Origin of the sequence: Enterococcus caccae ATCC BAA-1240 (genome assembly GCF_000407145.1) — a bacterium.
In the GTDB taxonomy this organism is placed as follows: Bacteria; Bacillota; Bacilli; order Lactobacillales; family Enterococcaceae; genus Enterococcus_L; species Enterococcus_L caccae.
Map to the genome: position 1 here is coordinate 70,342 of NZ_KE136476.1, position 13,506 is coordinate 83,847.

Sequence of the window (13,506 nt, forward strand, 5' to 3'; positions counted from 1 at the left end):
TATTAGTGCACTCGTTGTAGTTATAGCAGAGAAGCTTTGGGATGTTCTTTCTGTTTTGTTTATTTTGTTAGTGCTAATATTAATACTAGTCTACCTTTTTTTCTTTAACTAAAAAATTAATCCAACTATCCAAAATTTTAGATAGTTCTTTTTTTTATAAGTGGTATAATTTATTTAAGACATTTAGAAATTAATTAAGGAGTTTTAGTATGTATATCGCACATGTAAGGAAATCAGATGGAGAAAAGCAACGCTTAAAAGATCACCTACTAGAATGTGCCGTATTGAGTGGCGATTGGGGCGCAAAAATTGGATTAAGAAAAGTCAGCTATATAGCAGGTTTACTTCATGATTTAGGAAAATATTCCAACGAATTCCAAGAATATTTGCGAAAAGCTGTTGTTGATCCGAAAAGTGTGACACGTGGTAGCGTGGATCATTCAACTGCGGGTGGTAAGCTTCTTTTTGATTATTGCCACAAAAATAGTCGTGATCCATTTTCATATATTTTTGCTGAATTGGTGGGGAATGCGATTATTTCTCATCACAGCAGTCGAGGCCTGCAAGATTTTTTTACACCAGAAGGAGAAGCAACTTCTGATTATCTTAGGCGAGTAGCGGAAATAGAAGTTGTGGACTATGAGCAGATTAAACTTCGTTTTTTTGAAGAAGTAATGTCAGAGGAACAATTTCAACAATTATTGTCAGAAGCAATAGAAGAATTGAAAGGAGTTTATCAATCAAATGGAAAAAGTAGAATCAAACAAAATGATACATTTTTCCTTTTGAAATTCATCTATAGTTGCTTACTGGATGCCGACCGAACAAATACGATGTTATTTGAAGAAAATGAAAAATTTAAAAAGCATGAAAATGATGAGTTACTGCAATCTTATAGTCAAAGCCTAGAAGAATATATTTCAACTTTTACCGCGGATACGCCAATTAATCAACTTCGTGGACGGATGTCGGATCAATGTAAAGCTTTTTCAGAGAGAGAGACAGGAATTTACACCCTTTCGATTCCAACAGGTGGTGGAAAAACGTTAGCTAGTTTTCGATTTGCCTTGAATCACGCTATCAAGCATGGAAAAGAGCGCATCATTTATGTCGTGCCATTTACAACGATTATCGAACAGAACGCTGCGACAGTTCGAGAGATTTTAAAAGATGAAGAAAATATTCTAGAGCATCATTCCAATGTTTTTACGGATCAGGAAGAAACGAAAGTAAGGAAATCCGAAGAATCAGAAGCAGAAAAAGAAGCGCTGGAGCAAAAACAAGCATTAATGAAAGACAATTGGGAAAGCCCAGTGATTTTTACTACAATGGTACAATTTCTAAATACGATATACAGTCGAGGAACTCGAAACCCACGTCGTTTTCATAATTTAACCAATGCTGTGATTATTTTTGATGAGGCGCAAGGCGTGCCAACGAATTGTACGCATTTATTTAATGAAAGTTTGAACTTCTTAAAAAAATTCGGTGGAACAACGAGTGTTCTGTGTACAGCAACTCAGCCGTCTTTAGAAAATGTTGGACGAGCGTTAACCAAAGATTCCGATGGCGAAATGGTTTTGGATTTATCAGAAGTAGAATCCAAGTTTAAACGAGTAGAGGTCATTGATCGAACAACAGATGAACCATGGAAGCTTGAAGCATTAGCTGATTTCAGTCAAGACATTTTAGTAGAGAAAGAAAATTTGCTGATTATTTTAAATACCAAAAAAGCTGTTCGGAGTTTATATCAATATTTGGAAGAACAACAATTAGAAGATGTTGAATTATATCATTTAAGTACCTCAATGTGTGCCAAACATCGGAAAGATTTGTTGGATGAATTACGTGAGAAACTAAAAAATAGTGAGACAAAACTAATCTGTATCACAACGCAATTAATTGAAGCGGGTGTAGATATTAGTTTTCAAACTGTGATTCGTTCAGTGGCTGGTTTAGATTCAATTGCCCAAGCCGCAGGACGTTGTAATCGACATGGGGAAACTAAGCAACAACCAGTCTACCTAGTTAATCTTTCCGCAGACCTTGAAAATCTGACTCATTTACCAGAGATTAAACAAGGACAAACAATTACGCTAGATATTCTTAAAGAAAACAGTGAACTTGATCAAGAGGGATTGCTTTCTCATGATGTTCAAAAACGGTATTTTGATCGTTATTATGATTGCTTTAAGCATGAATTAAACTATCCAGTTAAAAAGACATCGCTCGAACTATTTGGTTTATTAGGAGAAGGTGCTAATGCGCTGGAACATTATAAACGAACACACGGCTCTGCACCTATTTTGGCTCTTAGAAGTAGTCCTAAAACAGTAGGAAAATATTTTCAAGTCATCGATAGTCCAACGACATCAGTGCTTGTTCCTTACAAAGATGGGAATGAATTGATTGCGGATTTAAATGGTGAGCTAAGACCCGAAGAGTATGCGCCAACGCTGAAAAAAGCGCAGCAATATATGGTCAATATCTTCCAGCACGAATTGATGGAACTTCAAGCAAGTAGTGGAATTTATCCACTGTTGAATGGCGATATTTTGGCTCTTACCAATAATGCATATGATTTGAAGTTTGGCATAGATATAGAAGCAGAAGCGGTGAGTGGTTATTTAGGATTTTAATGTTATCTAACTTCAAGAGTTTGATCATAAAGGAGGAAGCAACGATGAGATACAAAAATCAGATTTCATTTAGAGTTGAAGGTGAATATGCTCTTTTTACAGATCCTTTGACAAAAATGGGTGGTGAAAAAATGACCTATCAAGTGCCTACCTATCAAGCGCTAAAAGGAATCACAGAAAGTATTTATTGGAAACCATCGATTATGTACTATATTGATGAAGTTCGTGTGATGAACTCGATTCAAATGGAATCCAAAGGCATGCGACCCATGAAATACAACGATAGCAGCGCTAGTGATTTGGCGTATTATACGTATTTGAAAAAGCCTGTTTATGAAGTAAAAGTCCATTTTGAGTTCAATCCACATCGTCCTGATTTAAAAGGAGATTGGAATGAAGACAAACATTATCAGATTTTAAAACGCTCAATCAAAGCTGGCGGACGGAGAGATATTTTTCTAGGAACAAGAGAATGTCAGGGCTACGTAGAACCAGTTGAGTTTGGGAAAGCTAAAGGTGACTATGACGATTATGAAGGAGAGTTACATTTTGGCACGATGGTGCATGGATTATCCTATCCAGACGAAACGGGAAAAGATGAGCTAGCTGTTCGGTTGTGGCGTCCGATTATGGAAAAAGGCATCATTAAGTTTCAACGTCCAGAAGAATGCACTTTAGTTCGATCACTTAGAACAATGCAGGCAAAAGTATTTGGAACAACAGATATCGAAACTGTCGATCAGTTATTTGAAACTTTGGAACAGGAGGTTGAATAATGAGTTGGCTAAATGACTTGTACCAAACGTACAAAGAAAATGAAGACCAAGTAGGGAAAGTTCAACGAACATCTTCAGGAAAAGAAATCGTTCTTTTGCCAATTGCTCATGCTTATCAAAATGCACAAATTGAAGTGACGATAACGACAGAGGGTGAATTTTACGAGGCAGATGTCGTACCAAAAGAAGAAGCACAAACGATGATCCCTGTAACGATTGAGTCTGCGGGAAGATCGGGCTCAACATCTGCGCCACATTTAATTCATGATAATTTAGTCTATGTGGCAGGTGACTTTGAAAAATATGGTGGTGTCTATAAAAAGAATAAAGCTGGAAAAAATTCGTATCAAATGTATATAGAAAACTTGCTGGCATGGTGCGAATCAGAGTATTCTCAGCCAGTTGTTAAAAGTGTTTTGCAGTATTTAGAAAAAGGAACATTGATTGAAGATTTAGTAAAAGAAAATGTAATGTTTGAAAAGAATCATCAACTTATCCCCAAATGGTCAAAAGAGCTTGAAGCTGAACTTGGTGAGAAGCCACCGTTATTTAGTGTGGTAGTTGGGGAACAATCAACTTCTTTTGTCAGATTTGCTGTTCAAGAAAAGGGAAAAGAAAAACGATCACTCTGGGGAGATAAAGAAATAATTGACTCATTTGTTGCTTATTATACAAACGAACTGACAAATGAAGGGTTAGATTATGTCACTGGAGAAATGTTACCACTAACAGAAAACCATCCTTCGAAAGTACGCTATGGCGGTGATATGGCGAAATTGATCTCAGGAAATGATTCTACAAATTTCACATATAAAGGTCGTTTTACTGATAAAAATCAAGTTGCATCGATTAGTTACGAAGTTTCTCAAAAAGGACACAATGCTTTGAAATGGCTGATTGGTAAACAAGCATTTATTTTGGATGGGCGAGTCTTTTTAACCTGGGGGAAAAAAGAAACAGAGGTGCCTAATCCAGAAGAATCAAGTGCTGATTTTCTTGATTTTGATGCTGTTTTTGCCCAAGATGAAGAAGCAGAAATGTTACTAAATCCAGATACAACGCATCAACAATTTTCTGAGTTATTTAAGCAAGCCTTGAATGGTTATAGCGTGAAGCTTTCTTACCATGAGCCAATTTATATTATGATTTTAGATGCTGCGACTCCTGGAAGAATGGGTGTTCTGTACTATCGTTCATTTGAAAAAGAACAATACTTTACACGAATTGACGCGTGGCATCAAACGTGTTTTTGGCGTCATACGTATGGTAGTAAAAAGAAACAACGCTACACATTTTGGGGCGCTCCATCACTTAGAGATATGGCAGAAGCAGCTTACGGTGCAAGAGCTAGTGACACCCTAATAAAAAATACAATCCATGAATTATTTCCTTGCGTTGTGGATGGTAAAAAGATGCCAATCAATCTTGTTAGAAGTCTGTTGCAACGAGCATCAAATCCTGTAAGCATGGAAAAATGGGAATGGGAAAAAACACTAAGTATTGCTTGTGCTGTAATGAAAAAGCATTTTGATTTTAAAAAGGAGGAGAAAAGTGTGGCCTTAGATAAAAATGAAACGGATCGTAATTATTTATTTGGAAGAATGTTGGCAGTGGCAGACGTTCTAGAAGAACGCGCTTTATATAAAGCGGGAATTAACAGAAGTACAAATGCCATTCGCTATATGAATGCGTTTAGTAATCATCCATTAAAAACATGGAAAATTATTCAAGAAAATTTAATTCCCTATCAAGCGAGGTTAAGAGGAAAAGGGACATATTACCAAAAATTATTAGATGAGATTGGTGCTTCTTTTGAACTTGAACACTATACAGATAAAGCATTAGACGGTAAGTATTTATTAGGATATTACAGCCAACGGGCAGAATTGAAGAAAAAAATAGAAGAGAAAACGGAGGAATAAATCATGACAGTTTTAACGCACAAAATCGACTTTAAGGTAATCACATCAGTAACAAACGCCAATCCAAACGGTGACCCATTAAATGGAAACCGACCACGCCAAAACTTCGACGGATTCGGCGAAATATCAGATGTAGCAATTAAACGCAAAATTCGTAATCGACTCCAAGATATGGGAGAAAGAATCTTTGTTCAGTCTGATGATCGAGCAGATGATGGGCTTAAAAGCTTGAAAGATCGCGTAGATTCAGTTGAAGAATTAAATAAAATTGCTGCAAATAAAAAGAAAGCAGACGTTAACCGTTTCAGTGAAGTGGCTTGTGAGACATGGATCGATACACGTAGCTTCGGACAGGTATTTGCATTTAAAGGGTTGGAGCTTTCAGTAGGTGTTCGTGGACCAGTTTCCATACAAACTGCAGTCAGCCTTGAACCAATCGACATTAACACCATGCAAATCACCAAAAGTGTCAATTCAGTTAGTGAAGGTGGCGGGAAAAGCTCTGACACCATGGGAACCAAACATTTCGTTGACTTTGGAGTCTATGTCTTCAACGGCAGCATCAACGTTCAGCTAGCCGAAAAAACAGGATTTACCGAAGCTGATGCAGAAAAAATCAAAGAAGCCCTAACCACGCTTTTCGAAAATGACGCATCATCGGCTCGCCCAGACGGCAGTATGGCTGTAGAAAAAGTCTACTGGTGGGAACACCCAAGCAAAATGGGCAAAGCCTCATCGGCTAAAGTCCATCGTTCTGTAAAAATCGAAAAAATACCTGAAGTGGATCGGGCAAAATCATTTGATGATTATAAAGTAACAGTTGAACCATTAGAAGGAATCGAGCTAACAGTCATCGAAGGGCTATAATATGTACGACGAACAAGATTATTTAATGATTTCCGGGATTCAACATTTTCTCTTTTGCCGCCGTCAATGGGCGCTGATTCATATTGAACAACAATGGCAAGAAAATGTATTGACGTTGGAAGGGCAATATTTACATGAAAAAGCTGATCAGCCGACGATTCGCGAAAAACGCAAAGATCGCTTAATTGTTCGCGCGCTACCTATCCATTCACCAACTTTAGGAATTACGGGAATCTGTGATGTTGTGGAATTTGTACAAGATCCAAATGGTATACCGTTACACGGAGAATCAGGAACCTTTTCGCCGATTCCCATCGAATACAAGCACGGGAAGCCCAAACAAGAGCTTAGCGATATTTTACAGCTAACAGCTCAAGCTGTTTGTCTAGAAGAAATGCTCGTTTGTGAAGTACCAAAAGGTTATCTTTATTATCATGAAACAAAACGCAGAGAAGCAGTGGATATTACGCCCGCTTTACGTGACGAACTCAAGAAAAATGTAGCTGAAATGCATCAATACTGGGCAAGACGCTACACACCTAAAGTCAAAACAGGTAATTTCTGCAAAAAATGTTCGTTACAAAATATTTGCCTACCTAAATTGATGAATGTACAAACGGTCAAAGGTTATTTAGATCGGAGGTTATGTGAATGAGAAAATTATTAAATACATTATTCGTTACGACTCCTGAAACCTATCTAGCCTTAGATGGTGAAAATATTGTGATAAAAAAAGAGGAGGCAACGTTAGGTCGAGTTCCTCTTCATAATTTAGAGTCAATCGTAACAACAGGTTACTTGGGTACAAGTCCAGCTCTGATGCGCAAATGTGCTGAAAAAAACATTAGTATCACCTTCTTAACAAATACAGGTAAATTTGGCAGTCGAGTGACTGGTGGCACAACTGGCAATGTCACGTTGCGGAAAAAACAATATCGTCTATCTGATAGTGAAGCAGAAAGCTTGGAAATTGCCCGCCACTTTATTATTGGTAAATTGTACAATCAACGGTGGATGTTAGAGCGAATGACAAGAGAAAATCCGATGAGAGTTGATGTTGAGCGCTTTAAACAAATTTCTGGAGAATTAAAAAAATATATTGAAGATATTCGCCAAGTTGGTGATTTAGAATCATTAAGAGGAATTGAAGGACAAGCAGCAAATCGCTATTTTCTTTTGTTCGATCAAATGATTTTACAGCAGAAACGTGATTTTGGTTTTTATGGGCGGAACCGCCGACCGCCATTGGATAATGTCAATGCAATGCTTTCTTTGGCGTATACGTTGTTAGCACAAGAATGTGCAGCAGCCTTAGAAACAGTTGGTCTTGATCCGTATGTTGGTTTTATGCATCAAGATCGACCTGGAAGAGCTTCTTTAGCCTTAGATTTAATGGAAGAATTACGTGGAATTTATGCGGATCGTTTTGTTTTGACATTGATCAATAAAAAAATGATAACTGAAAAGGATTTCGTCAAAAAAGAAAGTGGCGCTGTGATTTTAACGGACGATGGTAGGCGGACGTTTTTTCAAAAATGGCAAGAAAAAAAGCAAGAACAAATTCAGCATCCCTTTTTGGGGGAGAAAATCAATTGGGGGTTAGTTCCTTATACGCAAGCATTGTTGTTAAGTCGTTTTTTAAGAGAAGATTTAGATGGTTATCCGCCGTTTTTATGGAAGTGATAGTTGCATTCAAATTGTTAGGAAAGTAATTACTATAATTTATTGAAAAAGGAGTTATTATTATGAATAGTGAACTAGGGAAAATTTTTGGAACATCAGATAAAGAGATAGTCACAGAACAATTGACGATAAAAGGGAATTTGTTAAAATTCAAAGATATGACGATGCAATTAAGTAACATCTCACAAATTTATGACGGGAAATTAAAATTTAAAATCTCAAAGGGAATTATTTTTCTTTTATTGCTCTCATGGATGGGATTATTTAGTGAGAATTTTAAATCAATTGGGTTGTTAGGTTTACTTATTTCTGGAGGATATATATTTTTTATTTATCAGAAATATACGGAAAATAAAATTTATTTATTCTTTATTTTGAATTCAGGTCAGACCTACCGTTTGATGTTTAAAGAAAAAACGTTTTTAGAAGAAGTGAAATCAGTGATCGAAGCATCGTTTAATAGCAAAGTTGGTGATTATACTATAAATGTAGCGGAACAAAAAATCTTAAATGGAGATCAGCTTGTTTTTAATGGGCATCACAGTAATGTAAACTTTGGTGTTCAACAAGATTACTCTCAGCGCAATCATATTACAGAAAGCTTCAATCAATCTGATGATCATTCTTTTAATGTAGGGGGAAATATGACAAATAGCTCTATTCAATCTGCTACCTCAAATAGTAAAATGGATACGTCCGTACAAAATGAAAGTGTAGAAACCTATGATTGGCAAGCGATAGAAGGCTCGTTAGAAAAAGTTATAACATCAATTAAAATCGATAGTCCAGTAAAACAGGCAAGTCAAGCAGCTTTAGTTGCTGCTAAAGAACAAAATACTAGTAAATTTGAATCAGTTATTAGAAGTCATAAAAACGAATTCCTTTCAGAGCTTTTTCAAAATACTGTTAGTGGCGTGTTAGCACAAGTCATTACAAAGATTTGTGGTTTAGCATAAATGAGAAAGTGGTGACACTGAATGTTGATATTAATAACCTACGATGTCGCAACAAGTTCAAAGAATGGTACTCGCCGTTTAAGGAAAGTAGCAAAGAAATGTCAAGATTATGGGCGACGTGTTCAGAATTCTGTTTTTGAGTGTATAGTTGATGCGACAGAATTGACGAAGCTGAAGAAAGAACTGAATGATTTAATTGATGAGGAAGTAGATAGTTTGCGCATTTATCGATTGGGTAATAATTATCAAAACAAAGTTGAACATATAGGTGCAAAAGAAAGCTTCGATATAGAGGGTCCTTTGATATTTTAGCATTAGTAATGTGGTGCGGACCTAAAGTGCACATGAAAACACTGAGGGACCCGCACCAATTTTTTACAATATTATGTTTTAAAACGTCTGTTTTCCTCATTGAAATTTAATTTTCATCGTTGTTTTTTTATGAAGTGATAACGATAGGTCATTTATTTTTGTCATTTTCACGGTCTAGCTCTGTATAGAGCTAGTGGATTTAAATTGGAAGCGCGTTTACAACCGTTTCGACGATTGGTGTCTAGCTCTGTATAGAGCTAGTGGATTTAAATTCGCTGGTTTAAAAATGTTTAATTATTTAGAAAATGTCTAGCTCTGTATAGAGCTAGTGGATTTAAATACCTTGGTATACTTTATCTATCAGCAAGTGGTCTGCGTCTAGCTCTGTATAGAGCTAGTGGATTTAAATAAATTTAACAACTACGGTATCGTTAACTTTGAGGTCTAGCTCTGTATAGAGCTAGTGGATTTAAATTATTATTATGCTCACTGTTATTTTTATTATTACCGTCTAGCTCTGTATAGAGCTAGTGGATTTAAATAAGTAACTATACAAACAAAACAAATTTTATAAATGTCTAGCTCTGTATAGAGCTAGTGGATTTAAATAAACAATTTTATAACGGTAGAAAAGACCTATAATAGTCTAGCTCTGTATAGAGCTAGTGGATTTAAATACGCTCAACACCAACAACCTATACAACTCTACAGCCGTCTAGCTCTGTATAGAGCTAGTGGATTTAAATTACCCTTTTAGCTAGACGTTTTTGGTCAAAATTAGTCTAGCTCTGTATAGAGTGAGTGGATTGAAATGCAGCAGTTCCGGCTTTCGTGCTTTTTGTTTTCGGTCTCACTCTTTATAGAGCTAGTGGATTTAAATTGTGGGAGAGCTTTTTAAAACCAATAGCTGAATGGGTCTAGCTCTGTATAGGACTAGTGGATTTAAATAAGGATTACAACGCTGAAATTGTCTGTAAGACTGAGGACTAGCTATATATAAAGTTAATCTTAGATAAATGGGGACAGATCAAATGGAACTAAATCAAAGATAAAATACACAACAAATGAGAACGATTCTGTGTGTTGTGTAGAAAATTTTAAAGTTAGAGGAATTGGATTATATCACTGAAAAAGAAAAAAGCTCTTATAAAGAGCTTTTTTAGTTATAAGATAAAATCAAAAAAACGAAGAAAGTAAAAAAATAATAGCTAGAAAATAAATGAAAGATATTTTCATTTGTTTTTTATTTTAATCTTATTTGTTATCTTGTTATGTTAACAAATAAGAAAATATATATATAATTAAACCTACATGCCGATAATATAATGTTTTTTACGGTTTGTCAATACTGTTAGAAATAATTTTTTAAAAAATATTTATATCTTTAACTTTATATCTCGTTGTTTAATGGTGTTTTGGAACGGAATGTGTTCGCCGTCAAATCGCCGTCAAAATAGAACGGAAGGAGAACGATTTTATGGTTAGAAAAGGAGAAAATATTTATAAACGAAAAGATGGCCGTTGGGAAGGTAGATATATAAAAGGAAGAAGGAGTGATGGACGAGCGGTTTATGGATATATCTATCATACAAAGTATACAGATCTTAAAGAAAAGTTATTGACGATGAAAGCACTATATTCGCACAATTATATTTTTAAAACAATTACGTACCGAGGAACGTTAAATGATTGGGCTTCTTGCTGGTTAAAAGAAATACAAAATCAATTAAAACCTAGCACATATGCTAGTTACACAAATAAGATGATAAAACATGTTCTTCCTTTTTTAGGTCATATTCCGATGCAATCGATCACAACACACAATTTAGACGAGTGGATCAAAAAAATAGGAAAGAATCTATCTCCAAATTCTGTTCGAATTGTCTATCAAGTCTTGGTGTCTTGCTTTACTGCTGCTGTGAAAAGAGAATTACTTATAGAAAATCCTTGTAAACATGTGACGTTGCCGAAAAAAAAACTTAATAATATAAAAGCAATTACAACGGATCAACAAAAGACGCTTAAAGAAAAAGCTTCTAAACACCCTAAAGGACTTGCGGTTGTACTAGCATTAGAAACTGGTATGAGAATCGGAGAGATTGCAGGATTGAAGTGGGAGGATATTGATTTTTCAACCAATATTCTTACAGTAAAACGAACAATTCAAAGAATTCAACTTATAAATGGAACAACTAAAAAAACGCAAATCGTTGAGGGGACACCTAAAACTACAACTTCTAAACGTACAATTCCGCTCTCTAAAAATTTAAGCCAATTTTTGACAAAACAAAAGCAAAATAGCAATGGATCATTTGTTTTAGGGGGATGTAAACCTGTAGAGCCACGGCTTATTTCATTTTGGCTAAAGAAAATGTGTCAAAGTGTTGATTTGCCTCATATTCGATTTCATCAGCTTAGACATAGCTTTGCGACGAGATGCCTAGAAAAAGGGGTCAGTATAGCTACAATAAGTGCACTTTTGGGGCATCAGTCAACAAAAATGACACTAGATACCTATATAAATTCTTTTATGTCGGAAAAGAGAAAAGCTATTAATTTGATTAGTTAATCGATCTACGTTAAACATTATAATGTTTAACGTAGATCGATTGTTCTGTGTGTTTCATTTAATGTACGTTTTTTATTATTCCGGAATTATTTTCTCCTAAAATGGAAATAATCCTATCTAGTTGATTTTGTTTACGCCGTCAAGTTCGCCGTCATATTGCATTGAACGAGCGATAAAACAAGCTGTATACAGTCGTTTCGTGTTTGTTAACAAAATGCGAAATTTTACCCAGTTAAACAGGAGGAGCCACATGGAAAACACAATTGGTATATTACATATCGGTGAAGAATCGGACGTAAATGAGAACATAGCTTTGGTGATAAAAAAAGCATTCGATGAGGAACAAAGTTGCTCATTAATCACAGTAACAGAAAAAAGCCAAATCGCCTCGTTAGACGGACTAGTCATCAATTTGGAACAGTCATCAGATTATGTCAAAGCATTTCAGTGGTTGATTCATTTGCAGGAAGAATGCTCTTTATTTATTTGGATTCTTTGTTCAGAACAAAATTCAGAACTTATCAGACTATATCCTCATTTAAGCAAAAATTCAGTAATAGAGCTTGTATCGTACGATCAAGGGATAGAAAATCTTGGAACGATCATAAAAAATGCAATCAATTATAAAAACCACTTGTTGTATCAGATGGGACCAAAAAAGGAAGAGCACGACCATTTTTTAGACGCATCAAAATTGTGTTTGGTAGTTCATGAGACAAGAATAACGCTAACAAGAAAAGAATTCAAGATTATTGAGCTATTATATCAAAATATAGAAGATGTCGTGACTTATCATGAGATTAATGAAGTGATCTATGGCAATTCAACAGGAGAGCCAATTGAGAAATATCGAGTAGCGAATTTTATTTTTCACATTAGAAATAAACTAAAAGAACAAACGTATTTTGAAATTGAAATCGTTCGTACAAAAGGATATATCCTCACTTGTCCCAAAAAAGAAGATATTTTTTTCAAAGATATCAATGAAAAAGTATTGCAATAACTAGTTTTTCATAAAAATCATCAGGAAGATCAAAGTAGATTTGTGTCCAAAGGGGACGCCCAGGCAATTATGTAAAGAAATGGATGGCTAAATGTTGAAAAAGAAAAAGAAGTATTATCAAAAATATCGAAATTATTATTTCTGTGAATTCATCCTTTTAATAGGGTGGATCACTAATTTTATGTTCTTTTCCAAGTTTTATGAAGAAGCTATATTTTATGTGGATAAAAATGCTAGGTTTATGATCCAGCTGTTGTTCATAGTAACTTACTATTTTGATGAACTGCTTAAATATTTATTTGTTGTTTTTTTGTTAATGACACTTAATCTATTTCTTCTAATGACGTTTTACATAAAAAATAGGCGAGAAACAAATTCTCAAAGAGAAATGAACGTTTCAATTCTTGTTTTTCTACTGATTATCGCCATCAATGGAATAGCTTTATTAACAACGATTATTTGGCCGCTGTTCTTACTATTATTTATAGCAGCATTAACGATTGTTTACATTATTTATGTCATTACAAAGTATCTGTATGAAGAAAAAGAGGAGTTCTACGAAGAAAATGAGTTAGTTAAAAGTGAAGGTCCTTTTCCAACAAAGGAAGCAGCTGAAAAATATGCCGAAGAATTTTTAGCTCATTGGACAGACTATTTTTCTAAAAATGGCTATACCTTAACAGAGTTTACGAAATATGACGAAAAAAATGAATGGCATGTGGAAATCATTGTTCAAACGATGAAATAAAAATAAATAGTAGTAGTTAGGAGAACTCTTT

General features: G+C 35.1%; 11 protein-coding genes and 1 CRISPR repeat array. All 11 genes read left to right on the forward strand.

What is annotated here, in order from left to right; all coding sequences use genetic code 11:
* Positions 1 to 209 precede the first annotated feature (209 nt).
* Positions 210 to 2,639, forward strand: coding sequence for a CRISPR-associated helicase/endonuclease Cas3 (locus I580_RS14850; RefSeq protein ID WP_010770713.1), 2,430 nt, complete (start codon positions 210 to 212; stop codon positions 2,637 to 2,639).
* Positions 2,640 to 2,683: 44 nt separating this feature from the next.
* On the forward strand, positions 2,684 to 3,415 hold the full coding sequence (gene cas5c, locus I580_RS14855) for a type I-C CRISPR-associated protein Cas5c (protein WP_010770714.1): 732 nt from the start codon (positions 2,684 to 2,686) through the stop codon (positions 3,413 to 3,415).
* Positions 3,415 to 5,337 carry a type I-C CRISPR-associated protein Cas8c/Csd1 gene (cas8c, locus tag I580_RS14860; protein ID WP_010770715.1) on the forward strand — a complete coding sequence of 641 codons (1,923 nt, stop codon included), beginning with the start codon at positions 3,415 to 3,417 and terminating at the stop codon, positions 5,335 to 5,337. The genes cas5c and cas8c overlap by 1 nt, the downstream gene beginning before the upstream one ends.
* Before the next feature lie 3 nt (positions 5,338 to 5,340).
* Entirely contained in the window at positions 5,341 to 6,204 is an 864-nt protein-coding gene (cas7c, locus tag I580_RS14865) for a type I-C CRISPR-associated protein Cas7/Csd2 (protein WP_010770716.1), read from the forward strand.
* 1 nt (position 6,205) lies between these two features.
* Positions 6,206 to 6,859 (forward strand): CRISPR-associated protein Cas4, encoded by a 654-nt coding sequence (gene cas4, locus I580_RS14870; protein WP_010770717.1) that lies wholly within the window; start codon positions 6,206 to 6,208, stop codon positions 6,857 to 6,859.
* Positions 6,856 to 7,887, forward strand: coding sequence for a type I-C CRISPR-associated endonuclease Cas1c (gene cas1c, locus I580_RS14875; protein WP_010770718.1), 1,032 nt, complete (start codon positions 6,856 to 6,858; stop codon positions 7,885 to 7,887). The genes cas4 and cas1c overlap by 4 nt, the downstream gene beginning before the upstream one ends.
* A 62-nt stretch (positions 7,888 to 7,949) precedes the next feature.
* The gene (locus tag I580_RS14880) at positions 7,950 to 8,843 is read left to right on the forward strand and encodes a hypothetical protein (RefSeq protein ID WP_010770719.1); all 894 of its coding nucleotides are present in this window, start codon (positions 7,950 to 7,952) and stop codon (positions 8,841 to 8,843) included.
* A gap of 21 nt (positions 8,844 to 8,864) precedes the next feature.
* On the forward strand, positions 8,865 to 9,155 hold the full coding sequence (gene cas2, locus I580_RS14885) for a CRISPR-associated endonuclease Cas2 (protein WP_010770720.1): 291 nt from the start codon (positions 8,865 to 8,867) through the stop codon (positions 9,153 to 9,155).
* A gap of 172 nt (positions 9,156 to 9,327) precedes the next feature.
* Positions 9,328 to 10,103: direct repeats of the CRISPR family, unit length 33 nt; unit sequence GTCTAGCTCTGTATAGAGCTAGTGGATTTAAAT.
* 529 nt (positions 10,104 to 10,632) lie between these two features.
* Positions 10,633 to 11,724 carry a tyrosine-type recombinase/integrase gene (locus I580_RS14890; RefSeq protein ID WP_010770721.1) on the forward strand — a complete coding sequence of 364 codons (1,092 nt, stop codon included), beginning with the start codon at positions 10,633 to 10,635 and terminating at the stop codon, positions 11,722 to 11,724.
* A 250-nt stretch (positions 11,725 to 11,974) separates the two neighbouring features.
* Positions 11,975 to 12,727, forward strand: coding sequence for a helix-turn-helix domain-containing protein (locus tag I580_RS14895; RefSeq protein WP_010770722.1), 753 nt, complete (start codon positions 11,975 to 11,977; stop codon positions 12,725 to 12,727).
* A 388-nt stretch (positions 12,728 to 13,115) separates the two neighbouring features.
* Complete coding sequence (locus tag I580_RS17300) at positions 13,116 to 13,475, forward strand: hypothetical protein (RefSeq protein ID WP_248632352.1); 360 nt, start codon at positions 13,116 to 13,118, stop codon at positions 13,473 to 13,475.
* The last annotated feature ends 31 nt before the right edge of the window (positions 13,476 to 13,506 follow it).